General features: G+C 40.0%; 17 protein-coding genes. 9 read left to right on the forward strand and 8 right to left on the reverse strand.

All coding sequences use genetic code 11. The features are described 5' to 3' along the window. Nucleotides 1-98 precede the first annotated feature (98 nt). Both GJV03_RS15800 and GJV03_RS15805 read right to left on the reverse strand, forming a co-directional pair. On the reverse strand, nt 99-1,595 hold the full coding sequence (locus GJV03_RS15800; protein WP_154130516.1) for a CoA-acylating methylmalonate-semialdehyde dehydrogenase: 1,497 nt from the start codon (nt 1,593-1,595) through the stop codon (nt 99-101). Between the two features lie 30 nt (nt 1,596-1,625). Then, nucleotides 1,626-2,786: an iron-containing alcohol dehydrogenase gene (locus GJV03_RS15805; RefSeq protein ID WP_154130517.1), complete on the reverse strand. Its 1,161-nt coding sequence runs from the start codon at nt 2,784-2,786 to the stop codon at nt 1,626-1,628. A 304-nt stretch (nt 2,787-3,090) separates the two neighbouring features. On the opposite strand from GJV03_RS15805, the gene GJV03_RS15810 reads away from it, so the two are divergent. Then, nucleotides 3,091-4,479: a GntP family permease gene (locus tag GJV03_RS15810; protein ID WP_154130518.1), complete on the forward strand. Its 1,389-nt coding sequence runs from the start codon at nt 3,091-3,093 to the stop codon at nt 4,477-4,479. 56 nt (nt 4,480-4,535) lie between these two features. On the opposite strand, the gene GJV03_RS15815 is transcribed toward GJV03_RS15810, so the two are convergent. From GJV03_RS15815 to GJV03_RS15835, 5 genes are all read right to left on the reverse strand, one after another. After that, nucleotides 4,536-5,312 carry an IclR family transcriptional regulator gene (locus tag GJV03_RS15815; RefSeq protein ID WP_004822909.1) on the reverse strand — a complete coding sequence of 259 codons (777 nt, stop codon included), beginning with the start codon at nt 5,310-5,312 and terminating at the stop codon, nt 4,536-4,538. A gap of 112 nt (nt 5,313-5,424) precedes the next feature. Next, nucleotides 5,425-6,783, reverse strand: coding sequence for an amino acid permease (locus GJV03_RS15820; protein WP_081407405.1), 1,359 nt, complete (start codon nt 6,781-6,783; stop codon nt 5,425-5,427). A 240-nt stretch (nt 6,784-7,023) separates the two neighbouring features. Further along, on the reverse strand, nt 7,024-7,866 hold the full coding sequence (locus tag GJV03_RS15825; protein WP_105714054.1) for a phytanoyl-CoA dioxygenase family protein: 843 nt from the start codon (nt 7,864-7,866) through the stop codon (nt 7,024-7,026). A gap of 41 nt (nt 7,867-7,907) precedes the next feature. Further along, on the reverse strand, nt 7,908-8,528 hold the full coding sequence (locus tag GJV03_RS15830; RefSeq protein WP_252720722.1) for a TetR/AcrR family transcriptional regulator: 621 nt from the start codon (nt 8,526-8,528) through the stop codon (nt 7,908-7,910). 271 nt (nt 8,529-8,799) lie between these two features. Further along, nucleotides 8,800-9,852 (reverse strand): AraC family transcriptional regulator, encoded by a 1,053-nt coding sequence (locus tag GJV03_RS15835; protein ID WP_035371031.1) that lies wholly within the window; start codon nt 9,850-9,852, stop codon nt 8,800-8,802. A gap of 110 nt (nt 9,853-9,962) precedes the next feature. On the opposite strand from GJV03_RS15835, the gene GJV03_RS15840 reads away from it, so the two are divergent. From GJV03_RS15840 to GJV03_RS15875, 8 genes are all read left to right on the forward strand, one after another. Then, complete coding sequence (locus GJV03_RS15840) at nt 9,963-10,766, forward strand: SDR family oxidoreductase (protein ID WP_154130519.1); 804 nt, start codon at nt 9,963-9,965, stop codon at nt 10,764-10,766. Beyond that, complete coding sequence (locus GJV03_RS15845) at nt 10,763-11,509, forward strand: acetoacetate decarboxylase family protein (protein ID WP_154130520.1); 747 nt, start codon at nt 10,763-10,765, stop codon at nt 11,507-11,509. Before GJV03_RS15840 ends, GJV03_RS15845 begins: the two co-directional genes overlap by 4 nt. Nucleotides 11,510-11,524: 15 nt before the next feature. Beyond that, nucleotides 11,525-12,388 carry a metal-dependent hydrolase gene (locus GJV03_RS15850; protein ID WP_154130521.1) on the forward strand — a complete coding sequence of 288 codons (864 nt, stop codon included), beginning with the start codon at nt 11,525-11,527 and terminating at the stop codon, nt 12,386-12,388. A 70-nt stretch (nt 12,389-12,458) separates the two neighbouring features. Then, a complete protein-coding gene (locus GJV03_RS15855) occupies nt 12,459-13,688 on the forward strand; it encodes an NADH:flavin oxidoreductase/NADH oxidase family protein (protein ID WP_154130522.1) in 1,230 nt (409 codons plus the stop codon). 34 nt (nt 13,689-13,722) lie between these two features. Continuing rightward, complete coding sequence (locus tag GJV03_RS15860) at nt 13,723-14,592, forward strand: metal-dependent hydrolase (RefSeq protein ID WP_004724738.1); 870 nt, start codon at nt 13,723-13,725, stop codon at nt 14,590-14,592. 418 nt (nt 14,593-15,010) lie between these two features. After that, complete coding sequence (locus GJV03_RS15865; RefSeq protein ID WP_056517945.1) at nt 15,011-16,435, forward strand: APC family permease; 1,425 nt, start codon at nt 15,011-15,013, stop codon at nt 16,433-16,435. Between the two features lie 26 nt (nt 16,436-16,461). Beyond that, entirely contained in the window at nt 16,462-17,817 is a 1,356-nt protein-coding gene (locus GJV03_RS15870) for an aminotransferase class III-fold pyridoxal phosphate-dependent enzyme (protein ID WP_151957268.1), read from the forward strand. Nucleotides 17,818-18,052: 235 nt separating this feature from the next. Further along, nucleotides 18,053-18,997 carry a helix-turn-helix domain-containing protein gene (locus GJV03_RS15875; protein WP_056517944.1) on the forward strand — a complete coding sequence of 315 codons (945 nt, stop codon included), beginning with the start codon at nt 18,053-18,055 and terminating at the stop codon, nt 18,995-18,997. A gap of 144 nt (nt 18,998-19,141) precedes the next feature. On the opposite strand, the gene GJV03_RS15880 is transcribed toward GJV03_RS15875, so the two are convergent. Then, on the reverse strand, nt 19,142-20,329 hold the full coding sequence (locus GJV03_RS15880) for an MFS transporter (protein ID WP_171501866.1): 1,188 nt from the start codon (nt 20,327-20,329) through the stop codon (nt 19,142-19,144). Nucleotides 20,330-20,375: the final 46 nt, after the last annotated feature.

Below are 20,375 nucleotides of genomic sequence, written 5' to 3' on the forward strand. Positions count from 1 at the left end.
TGGGAAGTATCCAAAATAGGGTTGAATACTTCCCAACATAGTCAGAACCGTTTTATCAATAAACAGTCTAAATTTGAACCGTCTTAATTTGAATAGTCTTAGTTTAAAGTCGGCATTGAAAATTGTTTGTTTTCTCGAATGTTGGCAGAAGGCCAGCGTTGAGTAATAGTTTTTCGACGTGTATAAAAACGTACACCATCTGGACCATACGCATACAAATCACCAAAGAGTGAACGTTTCCAACCACCAAAACTATGATAAGCGACAGGTACAGGCAAAGGAACATTGATACCCACCATACCTACTTTAATATGATCAGAAAAATAACGTGCTGCTTCTCCATCACGAGTATAGATGCATGTTCCATTACCATACTCGTGGTTATCAATCAGATCCATGGCTTGTTGCATGGTCTCTACCCGCATAATTTGTAAGACAGGGCCAAAAATTTCCTGTTGGTAGCTATGCATATTCGGGGTAACTTGATCAATTAAAGTAGGCCCCACAAAAAAGCCATTTTGGAAATCGTCAACGCTTGCTTGTCTGCCATCCACAACGATTTTTGCACCTTGTTGTTCTGCACTGTCAATAAAACCAATCACTTTGGCTTTATGTTCTGCCGTAATCACAGGTCCAAAATCATTATTTTTATCGGCAAAATGTCCGAATTTTAATTTACTGATTTCATTTTGAAGTTTAGCAATGACGGTATCTGCAATTTCGTCACCGACTGCAACCGCAACAGAAAGTGCCATACACCGTTCACCTGAGGAACCAAAAGCAGCGCCAAGGAGGGAATTCACCACATTATCAACATCTGCATCGGGCATGATAATGGCGTGATTTTTTGCCCCACCTAAAGCTTGGCAACGTTTGCCCGCAGCTGTGGCCGTTTTATAAATATATTCAGCAATTGGTGTTGAGCCTACAAAACTAACCGCTTGAATACGCTGATCATTTAAAAGTGTATCTACTGCAACTTTATCGCCATTGACCAGATTAAAGACACCATCAGGAAGTCCTGCTTCTTTTAATAATTGAGCAATATATAATGTTGAAGATGGATCACGCTCAGAAGGTTTTAAAATAAAGCAGTTGCCACAGACAATTGCCATTGGGAACATCCAAAGTGGCACCATCACAGGAAAGTTAAATGGGGTAATCCCTGCAACGACACCTAAAGGTTGAAATTCACTCCAAGAGTCAATATTCGGTCCAACATTTTTGGAGAATTCACCTTTTAAAAATTCGGGTGCACCGCAAGCATATTCAACATTTTCAATCCCGCGCTGTAATTCCCCAGCTGCATCATGGCAAATTTTACCGTGTTCTAAACCAATCAGCTCACAGATTTTATCGGCATTTTTTTCCAGCAACTCTTTAAACTTAAACATGACTCGCGCACGTTTGATCACTGGCGTATCACGCCATGCCGGAAAGGCATTTTCTGCTGCTGCTATTGCATCAAGTACCGTTTTTTGGCTGGCAATGGCCACTTGAGAATTTGATTCACCTGTTGCTGGATTAAATACTTTTTGGCTACGACTCCCTTCTGTTGAAAGTTGTCCATTAATAAAATGCCCGATTGTATTCATTGAGATCTCCTGATTTATTTTGGTTAAAAATTAAGACCATAATTGCTGATAAAGTTTTACGATTTCTTCTTTGGTTGGAAGACGAGAGTTATTACTTGGTGAGCCTGAAGCAAGTGCTTGTTCTGCCATAGTATTTACAACTTCGTCAAAATATTGCTTATCTGCTCCAAAAGCTTCTAAAGTTGGCACTTGAAGGGATATATTAATGTCTTTTAATGCTTCAATTAACTTGGCATTGGCAGATTCAACAGAATCATTTTGCTGCGCAGCACCCATGGCCTTGGCACAGTCCGCATATTTTTCAGGTTCTGCGGGAATTGAATACTCAATAATCATGGGCAATAACATGGCATTTGATAAGCCATGTGGGACATGGAAAAACGCACCAATAGGGCGACTCATGCCATGAACTAAGGCAACAGATGCATTATTAAAAGCCACACCAGCCAATGTTGCACCCAGCATTAATGCTTCTCGGGCAACTTCATCATTTGGATCAAAATAGACTTTTTTAAGATTTGGGCCAATTAAGCGCATTGCCTCTAATGCTTGAGTATCACTATATAGATTGGCTTTTTTGCTGGTATAGGCTTCAATCGCATGGGTTAAAGCATCTATACCTGTATCTGCTGTGGTACGGGCAGGTAAACTTAACGTTAGTTCATAATCTACAATCGCAGCAATGGGCATAAAACCAGCACCGACACAGAGCATTTTTTCATTACTTTCATCATCAGTAATGATCGTGAATTTGGTTGCTTCAGAACCTGTGCCTGCTGTTGTTGGAACGGCAATAATTGGTAAGCCCTGTTCATTGACTTGTCTAGGGAACTTATAATCTCGGATTTTTCCACCATAGCGACCTAAGATGCCAATGGCTTTTGCACTGTCAATTGGACTGCCACCACCCACAGCGATAATTGAATCATATTGATGTGCTTGAATAAACTGAACCCCAGCTTCAATAGAACTTGAGGTGGGTTCTGGAATTGTTTGGTCAAAAAAGTCTGCTTCAATATTTTCACTTTTAAGAATCTTTTGAATATCGGCGATATAGCCTAACTTGACCATCATTTGATCAGTGATGATCAGTGGTTTATTACAGCCTAAGCTTTTTAAAATATAAGGAATTTTCTCTCGGGCATTTTTTCCGACTTCAAGAAATCTGGGCAACAAAATCGTGTGTGACATAAGCGAACTCCATTTTAGTTTCATTCCATTTACATGCATTTTGTATTTGAAAAAGACCAAGTTGCATGCTGTAAATTGGCTTTATAATATTTGTATATTGATATGTATCGTATCAATATAAAATTATATGTAAACAGGTTTTTTATGAATTTTATTTAAATATAATTATTTGGTGATAAATAACAGTAGTTTAGTCTATTTTTCAAAGTGAAAAAGAATTTTGTCTAGATTCATCATTAAAAATTAGCTATACATATATAACGATACATTATGTATCAATATAATTAAATAAATGGAGTTTAGAATGATAGGACTATTTGGAATAGTAGTGTCCTTGGTATTGCTGATGTATTTAGCTTACAAAGGTTTTAGTGTCATTATTTTGGCGCCTGTACTTGCACTGTTTGCGGTCATTTGGAGTGGAATGACGCATGAATTATTAGGGTTTTATTCGCAAGTATTTATGAGTGGTCTAGGTGGGTACATCATTAAATATTTTCCACTTTTTCTGTTAGGCGCTGTCTTTGGCAAACTCATGGATGACAGTGGATCAGCTCGCACAATCGCAATTTTTTTTGTTGAACGCTTAGGGCATCAGCGTGCGATGTTATCGATTGTGATTTCCTGTGCAATCTTAACCTATGGCGGTGTCTCGCTTTTTGTAGTGGGTTTTGCTGTATTTCCAATTGCTTCAGCATTATTTAAAGAATTGGCTATTCCTAAACGACTCATTCCTGCGGCAATTATGTTGGGTGCATTAACCTTTACAATGACCGCATTGCCTGGTACGCCTGCGATTCAAAACGCAATTCCAATGCCATATTTTAAAACAGATCTATATGCTGCACCTGTGCTTGGCATCATTGCCTCTTTTTTTATGTTAATCACGGGGATGTGGTGGCTGAATAGAAGAGTCGAGCATTCGATAAAACAAGGCGAAGGCTATGGCAATCATATTGAACAGCATAAAGAAATTTTAACCCATTCAGATCCTAGTTTACTGATTGCAATGATCCCGATTGTATTGGTAATTTTATCGAATTTAATATTATCTAAAGTGATTTTTCCAAGTATGGATACTTCATATTTGGCCACGGCTCAATTTGGTCACACCAATCTAAATTCTGTGATTGGTTTATGGTCGATCATTACAGCATTGGTGATCGCATGTATTGCCATTATTGTGCTCAATTGGAAACGGATTAACGATATTCGAGACAGTATTCAAAATGGTGTTTCTTCTTCATTTTTACCTATTTTTAATACCGCCTCAGAAGTCGGATATGGGTCAGTTATTGCATCTTTAGCGGGTTTTGTCATTTTAAAAGATTTTTTAGTTAGTTTAGCGCCAAGTAATCCGCTGGTTTCCGAAGCAATTTTGGTCAATGTACTGGCTGGGATTACAGGTTCTGCGTCTGGAGGTTTGAGTATCGCATTAAATACGATGGGTGAAACCTATATGAACCTAGCACAAGATTTTGGCATTTCACCTGAATTAATGCACAGAGTTGCTTCTATGGCTTCTGGATCTTTAGATTCTCTTCCACATAACGGCGCTGTAATTACCATTATTGCACTTTGTGGTCTCACGCATAAACAGTCTTATTATGACATGTTTGTGGTCGCAATTATTTTTCCACTACTTGCGCTGATCGGAGTGATTACACTTGGAACATATTTTGGATCATTTTAAGGCTTGAGTTTTTAAAGCTAGATACTTGGGGATTCTAAGTCTCTAGCTTTTATTATTTAATCGATTGAATTTTTTATATAGGTATTTAAATCATTGGCTGCATCTCTTAATGCATCTTGATAGCTGATTAAGTCATCTAAGGATTTTCGAATACTTGGCGCATGGGTATATAAGCAAGCAATGATTTCACCATTGGGGTGGAGTATAGGCACTGAACAGGCCACCATCCCTGCGATAAACTCTTCATTATCGGTGCCTAAATTTGTTACGCCAATACGCTGAATTTCAGATTCCAGCAAATTAAGATCTGTAATGGTATTTTTGGTGTACTGGGTGATTGGAATATTTTTTAGAATATTTTTCCTTTTTTCTGCGGATAAATGACTTAAAAAAAGTTTGCCACTCGATGTACACCAGACAGGCACTGTTGAGCCCACGGGTAAATATACCTGTAATGGCCAGTTTGTCTGTATACGATCTACATACAACATATGATTATCTTGTAGGATTGCTATACCACAGGTTTCACCAATCTTATTTGACAGTTTTTCTAAAATAGAAAACCGTTCAATTCTAAATTTTTCATTTTCCCAAACATTAAATAGTAATTGTTTGACTCTTCCACCCACCAACAAGCCACCATGTAAATCTACTTTGACATAACCTTCTTTTTCTAATAGTTGGATGAGTCGATGAATACTGGGTTTTGGGATATCAAGTGCTAAAGAGAGATCAAGTGGGGAAGGGGGATGTTTTGCTTCACCAATCGCTTCTAAAATTTCAAGTACTCGTGTGATCGATGAACCTTTATTTCGTTTTGTATCTTGTGTCATAAAATTTTCCAAAAGACCCTGCTTCATTCATACCCACTTGAGCTTATGGATATTAACATTTGAATGTTATAGATATGAAATGTCAACAGATCCTAAATAAGCCTTTAAAATACTAACGTGATTTATTCCAACTCAAAATTTTAAATAATCCAAACATCACAATAATCCAGATTGGAATCAAAATGACCGATTCTTTAAAGTTTTGCACCCACATGATATATAGGATCATACTGATAAAAACTAAAACAATATAATTACTTACAGGTGAAAACAATGAGGGGAATTTTACCCTTGTCCCTTCCAGCTTTTTAGCACGTTTAAATTTTAAATGGGTAAAACTAATCAGTGCCCAGTTTAAAACCAGAGCAGCAACAGCCAAATACATCAGATGACTTAGAGCTTCTTCAGGCACAAAATAATTTAGTAACACGCAACCAAAAATCAGTATAGAAGAGAAGATCACCGCAGTGATTGGTACACCTTGTTTGCTAACTTTTGCAAACATCTTCGGTGCATTGCCTTGTACTGCAAGCCCATACAGCATACGACTATTGGCATACATACCACTGTTATATACCGAAAGCGCGGCAGTCAGAATAATAAAATTGAGTAAATGTGCTGCCCAACCTAAGCCCAGTTGGCTGAAAATCATCACAAAGGGACTTTTATCTAAACCACCCAGATCAAGTTGATTCCATGGAATTAAGGACATGATGATGGCAAGAGAAGCCACATAAAAAACCAAAATACGGAAAATTACGCGATTGACTGCTTGTGGTATGCTTTTTTCAGGGTTTTCTGCTTCGGCAGCCGTCATCCCAATCAATTCAATGCCGCCAAATGCAAACATTAAAAAGGCCAGCATATAAAACAACCCTGAAAAACCATGTGGGAAAAATCCGCCATGTTGCCAGAGGTTTGCTACAGTTGCAGTTGAATCAGCACCTGCTGTGAGCAAAAGATATAAACCAAATACAATCATCGAAATCACAGCAACAACTTTGATAATGGCTAACCAAAATTCTGATTCACCATAAAACTTAACATTGCCCAGATTAAAACCAGTCACGATGACAAAGAAAAATAAAGCGGAGACCCAAGCGGGGATATGCGGCCACCAATAATGCACATATTTAGCCACCGCTGTAAGTTCAGTCATGGCGACTAAAATATACATTACCCAGTAATTCCAGCCTGATAAAAAACCAGGAAATTTTCCCCAATATTTTTGTGAAAAATAACTGAATGAGCCTGCAACAGGTTCTTCTACAATCATTTCACCCATTTGGCGCATGATTAAAAAGGCAATCAAACCGACGATGGCATAGCCTAAAATAATTGAAGGACCAGCAGATTGGATGACTTGTGCAGAACCTAAAAATAATCCTGTACCCACAGCGCCACCCATAGCGATCAATTGGATATGACGATTTTTAAGTCCACGTTTTAATTGGGAAGATGAGCGATTCAAAATATGCTGTGCTGAATAAAAGAAGCCATTGTAATAGATTGGCTATAGATAACCTAGTTTGAAAACGATGTTGTTGAGGCAATTTTATAAGATATTGAACACTGGAATATTAGAACGCTTCCATCTATTAAAATATGGTCATGTTGAGTGAATCATATTGTTATTGAAAGAGCCTTCTCGCTTTGGGAGAAGGCTAGGATGAGGGGTATCTATACTTATAAAAAGACTTATAAAACAATCCTATTCAGATTGTTCTAATGTACGCAGTGGGTGCATACCCTCAACCATACCCATAAATGGTGGGTAAATTGAGTAACCAACCAAGGCTTGAAGTTCTGGTGAAATCGACCGTACCGTATCTTTGGAAAGTTCAAGTAAATAGTTTTCTTGTTGTCGTACATAGGCTTCACAGTACTGATGAGTAATCGCAAAGCGTGAGGATTTCGAATGATTTTGACCACCACCATGCCAAGTCGTACCGAGGAAAAAGATCACTGAACCTGCAGGCATCACTGCGGGTAACGCTTCTGATCTTTGTGCAAATCGATCATCTCCCCAGTGATGGCTGCCAGGAATAATTACTGTTGCACCATTGTCTTCGGTAAAATCATCAATTGCCCAGACGGTTGCAGCACCAAGTGGCTGACGAGGGCGGGGGAGGCGATAAAAAGCATCATCATAATGCAGACTTTGAGCGATTTCACCTGAAAGTATATTGATGATTTGACTCTGAGAGAGCAGGAAGTTGGGTTGAAACAGACGATCCATAAGACCAAGAATGTGAGGATGTACCGCAAGTTGATCAGTGATTCGCGTTTTTGAGAGAACATTATAGACACGCTGGGTTTGCTGACCTTCAAACGGGTTGCGTCCAGTTTGGTCGAGAAGAGCAAGGCCTTCTTGCTTAATCTGCTTGCAGGTTTCTTTGCTGATCAGGTTGTTGATGATGACATAACCATCACGCATTAAGGTTTGGAAATCTCGTTGGATTTCTGGCGTATTTCGCTCAGGCCCTGGTTGTAATTGTCGATGGGTCTTTGCGTGATCTTTTTTATTATATTGACGAATATCTAATTTAGACATTGAAAGCTCCTTGATTTAACGTGCTGGGCAGAACGAAACGCTTAGTTCATATTGTTTCCTGCCTTGGTTTTTTTACTTGTTTCTCCAGATGACAGTGGGCTGAGTTGTAGGGTATTGCTTGTCAGATTCCAGAGTTGTTCGAATAGTTCCACATTTGAGGGCCTTTCTTTGGCAAGGATGGCTTGATCAATCGCCAGACGCAGACCTCCCATCAGCATTGCCACCGTTGTATTTGGATTAAGATCTGGACTGATTATCCCCAACTTCTGCCCTTGAGCAATGTTACGTGCACCAGCTTCTAATAATGCCTCCATGTGAGCGCGTTCGATATCAAGCACCTCAGGTTCACGGGCAAGTCGCCCGGCAATCAAAGGTGCCAGAGGATGATTATAGAAATAGTCAATGATTGCTTTGGTACGGGTTTTTTCGCGTTCTCTCCATTCAATATTTGTTGGAATGCTGTCACCCAAAGCAAGTGCTCTCAATGGTTCATAGAATTGATCCACAACAGCGGCAATCAGACCTGTTTTTGAGCCAAAGTGATGATAGGTGAGCCCAGCTGATGTATTTGCTCTTTTGGCTATGGCACTGATCTCCATATGTCCATTGTTTGCAATCAATTCCTGTTCTGCTGCAGTGATCAAGCGTTGGTAAGTCGCCATCTTTTTTTCGGTCATGATTTTATTCTTAGAAAAACTGAATTGAATTCAATTTAGTTTTTATTGGCGAAATTGTCAACAGTATTGCGCCAAGATCAGTTAGAGAAATGGCGTTACAATAAGATCGTAAGCAAGCTTGAGTCTGAGCAAATGGCAGCATTGTCAGTGAGAAATAATTGGAAAAAGCAAATATAAGAGAGTAAAAATGTGGCAGAGATTTTTAATTGATCTTTTTAAAATGAATAGTTTATTTTTGCTTTAATGCTTGCCGCTTTTATTGTACGGCTTGCTTACGAAATTGAATCGGCGTTACACCACTCCATTTTCTAAATGCGCGAGCAAAATTAGCGGGTTGAATATATCCAAGATAATTGGCGATATCTTGTATTTCCATATTGCTGTTCAGTAAAAGTTTTTCAGCCTCTTTATATTTGACTTCGTCTAACAGAAGCAGGTAAGACGAATTTATTTCGTTGAGATGTCTTCTCAATGTACGACTCGACATATGTAAACGTTCGGCAACGTTGTCTAAAGAGGGATAGCCTTTCTGAGGAACAAGCACCAATTCTGTTTTTACACGTAAGCAAATATCTTGGATTTGTTCAGAAAAACGAATTTGTTCTGTTTCACATTGTGCCAATGCTTGTTGAAATGCCGTCGGATCTGCCATTTGTGGGGAGAGCTTGAGCAGTGATAAGTTGTATCGGATTTGATTTTTATTTTGATTAAAAAGAATCAAGGGAAGTTGCTGTTGAAATTTCTGATGGTAGCGTGGTTCTGGCCAGTCGACTCTTAACTCAACTTGAGAAAAATCTTTTTCTATTAATGATCTACCTGTCTGAATAATTCCGATCATTAAACATTCATAAAAAAACCGTCTTAAAATTTCAGTTTGCTCTTTATCGTTACTGATTACAGGGTGAGTTTCTTGAATATCAATGACAGATAAATTTTCTTCCTCATAAAAATCAATTCGATAATCTTTTAAGCGCATATTAAAAAATTGCACTGCAAGCTCAATTGCATGACGCAAAGAGGGGCTACTCATTAACGCATATCCCATTGGGCCGTGAGCGGTTAAACGCAGTTTTAGGCCATACTCATATCCAAGTCCAAAGTCCTGAGCCAAGGTTAAACTTATCCAGGCTAATTTAGACCATTGTAAAGGCGTAATACGTGCATCTAGTTGGTTAAGCAGTGTTAAAGGAATTTTACTCTTTTGCAAAATATCAGGAGCGGAAAAGCCCTTTTCGACCATGATTTCTAATAATAAATGAACATAAGAAATTGGAATACTGGCTTTTGATAACCCATACGGATCTTTCATTTTGTTCTATGTGTTGGCCGAAAATGATTAGCATTATGTCTTAACTCCATCTCACGCTCAAGTTTTAGCTACGTGATACTAAGATTATTCTATTGATCTGAGTATTTGCGATGAGCTTACCTCGTCCCCTTAAAAATTCACCAGTGGTGATTACTGGCGCATCTTCAGGTATTGGTGAAGAACTTGCTAAACAGTTTGCTGAACGTGGTTATCCGCTTATTTTGGTTGCACGACGTGTAGATAAGCTTGAGCTTCTCGCTACCCATTTACGTCAGAAATATCAGGTAGAAGTGAGTTTACGCCCATGTGACCTCGCGAACCGTGAGGCAAGAACCCAGTTCCGTCTGGAATTGGAAAAGATGGATGTGGCTATTTTATGCAATAACGCTGGTTTTGCCACTTTTGGCCGATTACATGAGTTGGATGCTGACCGAGAGCGGGAAGAGACGGAAGTTAATGCTGTTGCGGTACAGGATCTTACTTTAGCTGTATTGCCTAAAATGATGCAACGTAAAACGGGTGCAATTTTGATTGTGGGTTCGACATCAGGCCATCAACCAACACCAGCCAATGCAACCTATGCTGCAAGTAAAGCTTTCGCGAACTCCTTTGCTGAATCTCTACATAGTGAGCTGAGTGGTACTGGTGTGACATGTACCTTATTAGCACCTGGGCCGACGATCACTGGTTTTAATGAAGTGGCAGGGATTACAAAAATTGATGGTGTAGGTGGAAGTTTTGTTTGGGTAACCGCAGAACGGGTAGCCAAAGAGGCGATACAAGGAATGAATTGTAACCGCCGTATTGTGATCCCCGGTTTTATTGCACAGGCTCAAACACTGGGTGGACGCTATACCCCACGCGTTATTTTATTACCCATATTAAAACAAGTATTTTCGAGATTAAAAGCATGAGACAGCTGATCAATGATTTACGCATCCCCATTGGTTTAGCAAACCTTGGCAATAAGCTTTACCACAATGCTCAATATTTAACGGCTGTGGTAGAGGTCAATGAAAAAGCAATGGCACGCTGGTTACCTGCTGGAATGAAACTGGTAAAACCTGCCAGAGCCGATTTGTTCTGTGCTTATTTCCCTGAAAATGTCTATACAGGGGCATATCATGAGGCGGGTTTGTTTGTGCATATACAGGTGGGCAATAAAACAGGTATTTTTTGTCCATGGATGATTCTGGATGATGATCGGGCCATGATCATTGGGCGTGAATTGCTGGGCTATCCTAAAAAAATGGGAGAAATCAGTTGGGATAATGATGGTACTGGTATTCTAAGCAAAGCATCACGTCGCGGCACTGTGTTGCTTGAAATGGACGCTAAACTTGGAGAGGTCATTTATGATGCACCGCCAATTCTAGGTTTACCACATCGTAATATCACAGGAGGATTAGGTTTGAGCTTACCACGGGAAGTTCGATTTACCCCTAAAGAACATCCTGTCGAAGTTCGCCGTGTGGAGATGAACTTACGTTTTACAGGTACGGTAAATGATCCTTTACATGATATGGGACTCGGTAAAGTGGTTGACGCAAGACTGCATCGCGTGGATTTATCCGGTGGCTTGATTCCGCCAATTCAGATTCCTCGATTACGTACCCCTTTGTTTTTAATGCGTCAATTTAATCCACGTGTTTTATAAATAGGGAGCATGGCGATGAATATGTTTACTAGCCCTTCCTCAAGCAAAGCCATTCAATATAGACACGTTTCTGCATCGATAGATATTCCAGTCAGAAGTATGGATTTTACTTTTCCAGATGAAATTCCTGAATTTTGGTTTAGCAATAATCCATTACTTACCCTGTTATTGACTGCATTATCTAGTGCTTTTCCTGATGGAGAGCGGCAGTTTATTCATAGTGTGCGTCATTATCAGAATAAGATTAAAGATCCGATTCTGCTTCAGCAAGTTCGCGCTTTTATTGGGCAGGAAGCACACCATGGTAAAGAGCATGATGTATTGAATGGGGTCATGCTGAAAAAGGGCTATCCAGTCGACCGAATTTATAAACGATTTAAAAAGATGAATCGTTTGATGCAGACACAGTTTTCTCCAGCACATCAATTGGCATGCACAGTTTGTATGGAACACCTGACTGCGATTTTATCTGATTATTTCATCAGTACCGCCCCCGAAGATCTCGCATTATTCAATGTACATTTAAGAAAAATATGGGTATGGCATGCGATTGAAGAAACTGAACATAAGGCGGTGGCATTTGATGTTTATCAATCCTTAGTGAATCGGCCTTATTTTCTACGCCTAGTCATGCTTGAAACTACACTCTCTTTTGTTTTGGTCACAGGGCGTGGAACGATAGAGCTTTTGCGTCATTCAGGAATGCAACGAGATTTAAAAGGGTTATATCAGGGGCTAGGTTATTTGTTTGGTCGCAAAGGCTTAGTGAGGAATATCAGCAAAGCTTATCTCGACTTCTTCTCAACCGATTTTCATCCTTGGCAGCATGACAATAGAAACATGATGCGCCTATTAAAAAATCAATATTTCAATGAGTAGTAACTGAAATAAACAAGAAATTGAAATTTACAGCGTACTCATTCATCCAATTATTTTAGGAATTCATCCAATGGCACAACGTATACTCGCAAAATCTCCGTTAAAGCAACCATTAACCTTGGCCTGCGGTATAACGATACCAAACCGTATTGCAAAATCGGCCATGAGTGAGCAATTGGCGGATCGACATGGTTCACCAACCATAGACTTACAACAACTCTATGCTGTATGGGCAAGAGGAGGAACTGGGTTATTAATCACAGGGAATGTCATGATTGATTCTCGTGCATTTGTTGAGCCACGCAATGTCGTTTTGCAAGATGAACAATTCTTACAGGCAAATAAGTTATGGGCCCAAGCTGCACAAGCAAATGGCAGCAAGATTATTATGCAAATTAACCATCCTGGTCGTGTTGCTGTACTTCCATTATTAAAAAAGCCAATCGCGCCATCAGCAGTTGGGCTAGATTTGCCTGCAATGAATATTATTCGTATTCCTCGTGCGATGACTGAGGCAGAAATTTTGGAGCAAATTAAACGTTTTGCGACCACGGCTGCATTGGCTGTGAAAGCTGGATTCGATGGTGTACAGGTTCATGCTGCACATGGTTATTTGTTATCACAATTTTTATCTCCATTGGCAAATACACGTACAGATCAATGGGGCGGGAATCCTGAAAATCGACAACGGATTTTGATTGAAACGGTGCGTGCAGTGCGTCAGGCCATCGGCAAAAATAAGATCCTAAGTGTCAAACTAAATTCTGCTGACTTCCAAAAGGGTGGATTAAGTCAGCAAGAATCTCTTCAAATTGCCTTAGCTCTAGAAGCTGAGGGTATCGATTTATTAGAGGTTTCAGGGGGCAATTATGAATCTCCTGCACAGTTGGGATATGCACCTGATCGACAGACTCAGCGTGATGGCTATTTCCTTGATTATGCGACTGCACTTTGTGAACAGAGCAAACTGCCATTAATGCTGACCGGTGGTCTGCGTGATGTCGATTTGATGAACCAGATTGTTGCTGATGGTACTGTTGATTTAATTGGTTTGGCTCGTCCTTTTGCTTTGCAACCAGATTTAGCCAAACAACTTTTAGCTGGAAAATCACTACTTGATCCTGCAAAAATTCCTGCTGTTGGATACAAACCTGTCGACGCCTATCTACAACTGGCTTGGCATGCTGCCCAATTTCGTCGGATTAGCAGCGGTCAGCAACCCAAGGCAATTAAGGGATTATTCCGTACATTGATCGCCTTTGGCCCTCGTATGGGTTTTAACATTTTGACACAGGACTAATCGTTAAACGATTTGCGATACAAGGAGTTTTATCATGAGTGGTTTAATCAAAGAAACCCATACGATTGTTCCAAGACGTCCAGTATTTGATTTTGCTGAAACTCCCAGTCATTGGATTTATGATGATCCGATGGCGACGCAAATGCTGAATTTAATTAACCCAATTACACCAGCACCAGAACGTTGGTTTTGTCAGACTTTTAGAGACGCATTACCGTTTGTTCAAGATGAGCAATTAAAAGCTGTAGCCATGGCCTTTATTAAACAAGAGGGTGCTCACAGCTATGGACATACCTTAGGTACGCGACATATAGAAGCTTTAGGAATTGATTTAAGTCGTTATACCGAAATGATGAACTGGATATTTAATGACATGATTGGTCCTAAACCATTCGGTTATGAGTTAAAACATCCACGCTTAAAATCAACTTGGTTGACGACACGATTGGCTATGGTTGCAGCAGCAGAGCATCTCACAGGTGTATTGGGTCATTGGGTTTTAAATGCTGAGGGCTTACAAACTGCACCTGTAAATGTACAAATGTTACGTTTATTACAATGGCATGGCGCTGAAGAGGTTGAACATCGTGAAGTGGCAGATGCCATGTTTAGGCACTTGAGCAATAATATTTTGTTGCGAACAGGTGCGGCTGTTTTTACCTTTCCATTATTTATTGTATTGGCTTATATTGCTGTCGAAAACTTGGTCCAACAAGACCCGCAATTACCGCATCGTTTTCGTTTTAAGGATTATTTTCGAGCAGCTCGACAAGACCGAGTCCCTAGAGCTGGTTATATGATACGTGCCTGTATACGTTATTTTAATCCCAAGCATAGCCCACTCAATGAAGGCTCAACCGAGCAAGCGTTGGCATATTTAAACAATATGCCTGAGTTTAAATGAGTTTTAAAATGATAAAAAATGGCTCTGCGGATTGCGCTGGTTATTCTGTAGCGTCATTTTATCATTATTTCGATACGATGACTGAAAACAAAAGAAACAACTAGATCGTAGACAAGTTGAAAATGGTCGAGAGATCTGTGGTGAGTATATAGATTTCAAAACCATGTCGATTTTACCAAGTTACTGTACATAAGAAGATGAAAAACAGCCATCTCAAACAAAATAATCAAAACAAGTTTTAAATCATCCTTTTTTGATTTATGAAACAAGCTCTCTTATCTACGGTTATTTCAAAAAATAGGGCTGACGCATTCCGAGCAGCCCCATCATAATTTAAGCACTAAAATTGCCATATTTTGATAACACCTTTAAGTTCTTCCTTTATAGACTCAAGACATGATCAAGGAAGGAGATCAGCATGTCAAAAGAATATAAATTACAAAAAGGAAGTTTAGGGCTGTGGTACGTTGTATTTTTTGTGGTGGCTGCAGCATCCCCCTTAACTGGTGTGGTTGGGGCGCTACCTGTGGCCTTTATGGCAGGTAATGGAGCAGGTGTCGCGGGTACATTTATCGTTGCAGGCACTTTACTGCTTATTTTTAGTTTTGGCTTGGTTGCAATGAGTCGTCATGTGGTCAATGCAGGCGCATTCTATTCTTATATTGTCCAAGGCTTAGGGCTTACCTGTGGTTTAGCAGGTTTCAATGTTGCTTTACTTGCCTATGCAGCGATGCAACTTTCTTGCAGTGCGATGTTTGGTTTCTTTACCGAACTATTTGTCACTAGACATTTTGGTAGCAGTTTACCGTGGTGGGCATATGCAGCATTTATGCAAATGGCGGTCATTGGCTTGGGTATCGCGAAAGTTGAAATTGGTGGAAAAGTCCTCGGCATACTAATGTTGCTTGAGATCGCCATCGTCTTGTTGATGGATGCCGTCTTTATGACCCAACCAAGAACATGGGAATTTAGCGCTTTTCAACCCAGCACTGTTTTAAATGGCAATTTTGGTATTGCTATGGTGTTTGCGATTTGTTCGTTTATTGGTTTTGAAGCAACCGCAATTTATGCCGAAGAATGTAAAGAACCTAAAAAAGTTGTGGCTAAAGCAACCTTTACTGCTGTGATTCTAATCACTGTATTTTATGCACTCACGTCATGGGTATTTGTTCAGTATACCGGTGCCAGTCAAATTGCCGCAGAAGCAGCCAAAGATCCAGGTGTCTATGTTTACAACGTGGCTGAGCAGTTGCTCGGTGGTTGGGCGGTTGAAGTTATTTCAATTTTATTGATCACCAGTTTATTTGCCGCAACGCAAGCTTTTCATAATTCATTATCCCGTTACCTATTTACCATTAGTCGTGATGGTTTGTTGTGGTCCCAATTGGCCAAAACGCATGCTGTTTATAAAACACCTTATATGGCCAGTATTGCACAAGGTATTTTTATGATCGCTGCTTTGGTCATTTTTGGGCTGTTTAAACTCGATCCAATGATCAATATTTTTGCATGGGCATCTGTTCTGGGAAGTATGGCGATTTTGGTATTACAGATCGGTGTTTCATTCGCAGTGATTAAATATTTCCGCCAACATAAACAACTCCCTGTTTCGCTGTGGAGTCGTCTGATCGCACCCATTATTTCCGCGTTGGGCATGTTGGTCATACTGTATGTGGTGATTAGAAATCTGGAAATGTTGAGTGGTTCATCTTCTCCAGTTGTACTGTTTTTACCATGGTTACTGCTGGCTTGCATGCTCATTGGCATGATCACAGCTCGTGTCTTGAAACATATCAATCCGCAAAAATATGAAGATGTTGCAAATATTGTCACCCATTCTTAATGTCCGAATAGGCAAGGAGTTTCTGTATGAATAGTCCAATGGTTCAAACAAAAGATTACCAATTTTGGCATCCAATGACCCATCCCAATAATTGGGAAAACAAGGCGCCATTACGAATCGTTAAAGGAGATGGACTTTTTGTCTGGGATGATCAGGGCCGTAAAATGCTAGATGGTTTTGCTGGTTTATGGTGTGTCAATGTTGGACATAATCGAGCTGAAGTCAAACAGGCCATTACTCAACAAATGGACGAACTGGCGTACTACCAGTTATTTGATGGCGTGAGCCACCCTAAAGCAGAAGCCTTGTCCAATAAACTGATTGAAATGACAACTCAGGAAGATATGGCTCGGGTGCTCTATGGCACGGGAGGTTCAGATGGCGTTGAAACCGCTTTAAAAATAGCCCGTCAATATTGGATTTTACAGGGACAACCGCAGCGTACCCGTTTTATCTCATTGAAAAATGCTTATCATGGTGTGCATTTCGGTGGGACATCTGTCGGAGGTTTGTCTATTTATCGGATGAACTATGGCCCTGTTTTGGACGGTTGTTCACAGATTGAATCACCGTGGTTGTATCGCAATCCTTGGAACTGTGATGATCCTGAGCAATTAGGGCAGCTGGTTGCTGAACAGCTGGAACGAGACATTTTATATTATGGTCCAGACAGTGTGGCCGCATTTATTGCAGAACCTGTACAAGGTGCAGGCGGAGTAATTGTACCTCCAACGAATTTCTGGCCTTTGGTACGGCAGATTTGTGATAAATATGGAATTTTACTGATTGCAGATGAAGTGGTTACTGGCTTTGGTCGTAGTGGCAATATGTTTGGTTCGCGAGGCTGGGGAGTAAAACCTGACATTATGGTATTTGCCAAGGCGTTAACCGCAGGCTATGTCCCGCTTTCAGCAACTTTGATCAATCATCGAATTGAACAGGCCTTTTTACACAACAAAGATCATCGGGGGATTTTGATGCAGGGCTATACCTATGGTGGACATCCTTTGGGGTGTGCAGCAGGTCTGGCTGTGCTTGATATTGTTGAAAAAGAAGACTTGCCTGCCAATGCTGCCAAAATGGGGGATGTTTTACTGAATCAATTAAAAAGTTTTGAAGAAAAATTCCCATCCGTTGGGAATGTTCGTGGCAAAGGCTTGATGCTGGCAATTGATCTGGTTTCAGATAAGAATACTCGTGAATCTATTGCACCTGATAATAACTTGGCTTGGCGTATTACAGAAGCCTGCCGTAATGCGGGCGCAGTGGTTCGACCTGTTGGGCCAAAAATCGTGCTTGCTCCACCGTTGGTGATTGATCAAGCTGGGTGTGAGCTATTGGTCAATGCATTACAGACTGCATTTGAACAAGCCGATGTATAACACTGCAAATTTATCGGTTTAAAAACAGGATCAAATGTCTGTGGTATGCAGCACTTTGATCCTGTTTTATCTGTTGAATAGCCAGTAAATATAGTATTGAAAACGTTACATTTAAAGGCTTGCCAATTCATGGATTCACCTTACAATAAAAGTTAGATTTTATTTTTGATTGAAATTTAACAAATTGAAATTTAATAGAAAATTTTTTGCATTTTTAGGTAAAAGCGAGGCATGGATGTTAGTCGTTGAACCAGATGTAAATACAGGTTTGTTGCATGGCTTTCAAATAAGAGAGTCTTTACAGCATACCCAGATTTTAAAGGACTGGTCTTTATCCTATGATCAACTTTCGTCAGGTCATTTTGAAAGTCATTTGAATGAACTTTGGCTGGATGATATTCAAATCTATGAAGAAAAAATTAGTCCCTCAATTTTCCAAAGTGGAGAAGGCAAAGCGGACTCATTGTGTTTAGGTGTTTTTTCTAATTTATCTGATCCAGCATTGTGGATGGGGCAGGCATTACAAGGCGCAGAAATTATTTCATTATGTCAAGGTGGTGAAATTATGATGCGAACACCGCAACAGTCTTCCTTTGTATCCTTAAGTCTACCCATGTCTTTATTAGAAGAGCTGGGAGATATTCCGCAAGGGGCGAGTATGTTGACACATCAGCCCTTGGCACAAGAAATTTATTCTAAACTGACTGCTTTATTAAATAACTTATCTAAACATCCTTGTGGAGTAAATTTAGCCAGTATGCAACAGGCAAAGTCCGAGATTCTAGATCTGGGTTTTCGGTATGTTCAAGCCTTGCAGCAGCAAAAAAATGAGATTCGTCTATCCGCACGGAAGGCAAAAATTGTGGTACAACGCGCACTTGATGCAATGCAATCTTATCAAGATAATCCCTTGACCATGGATGAGTTGTGTCAGCTCACCAATACCTCGCGCCGTACCTTGCAAAACTGTTTTGAATTGATTACAGGACAAAGTCCTGCACAGTTTTTAAAACACTTGCGACTCAATGGGGTAAGACGCAGCTTTATTCAAAATGCTACATCTGCTTTGGTCAGTGAAGTGGCTAGTGAATGGGGTTTTTGGCATTTATCACAATTTGCCACAGACTATAAAAAATTGTTTGGTGAAACACCATCGCAAACATTGGCACAGTGTAAATAAATATAGGCTTGTGTTTGGTGTGCATTACTGAACTTTAAAATAAAGCATCAACAATTCAAAAGAATAAGTAGTATTTAGAAATCTATTTAGTTCAATAAAAACAGCAAAGCCAATCACTCGACTGGCTAACTGCAATGTATGAGATTAATGTTCTGTCGAGTTTTTCTGTTTATTTGGCTGTTGATCAAATCTACGATTTAATAAAGTAACCAAGATTAAAGAGATCAGGAACATCGACATGGCATAGCTCACCAGTGTATTAAAGCTTGCTGTATGTTCGATAATTTGACCCGATACACCAGGCCCAACACCCATCCCAATCGCAATCATTAAACTGACATATTTCATAATACTGCCCGTATGATCCATGATGGCTAAGCTGCCCAAGATAAATGGGAAAGTAAACATCCAGGCAAATTTAAACACAACAATGGCGGTCATAAATGTTGGCGCCGTAATTGTGCCAAACATTAAAGAGAGTGAAATAAAGAACAAGACAAAACCGCTGAACACGATCACCATACGGCTGACCTTATGCCCAATAAATGTTGCAATAAAGCAGCCTAGAATGCCAAATAAAGTGGCAAAGGATAAATAACCATTAATGGATGCTTCTGGAATTTTTGAGTTTAGGCCAATACTGGTGAGGAATGTCCAGATACTGCTGATGGACATAAAGAAAGATAGAACTGAGGCAACTCCGATGATGCTCCAAATGATGGAATACTTTGATGAATTGCTTGCATGTTGTTCGGAAGGTTGCGGGTCTTGTGGTATAGCATTGCTCAGCTTTTTATAGAAAGGTGCTGCAACCAACATCAGCACAATTAAAAGAACGAAGAATGCTTTTAAGCCAAACTGTGCAAACAAATTTGGCAAGATCAAGATGGCTAAGGCGCCAAAAATAGTTTGCCCAAGCAGCCACAAGGCAAAGGTTCGAGCAGGTTTGGAGGTCATACTGCATGAGGCCATCGTGACAATCATAATGCTGCCAGCTGCAAAAGCAGCTGATGAACGTGTCAGTACCAGCATAGTTAGATTATTGGCAAATAAAGACAGAAAATTTCCCAAAATAAACAAGCCAATAAAGACTTTCATGACCTGTTGCGGTGAATAATGCTTTGCCCAATAAATTGCAGGCAAAGCAGCAATCCCCATAAAGATCTGTTCATAAAAGAAAAAAGTGCCAACCTGAGATGGAGAAAAATGCCATTCAGTGGCAAGTTGGTATGCCAGCACTGGAGTGGTCATCATCACCAAAGGACCAATGGCGGCAAACAAACACAGTGCAAAAATATGTCCCTTAGAATCAAAAAAAGCTTGAGTATTCATCATTATTCTCCCAAGTTTTTAATTTTTTTACTGCGCTTTTCAATTT

The sequence above is a fragment of the Acinetobacter sp. RIT698 genome (genome assembly GCF_009668065.1).
In the GTDB taxonomy this organism is placed as follows: Bacteria; Pseudomonadota; Gammaproteobacteria; order Pseudomonadales; family Moraxellaceae; genus Acinetobacter; species Acinetobacter guillouiae.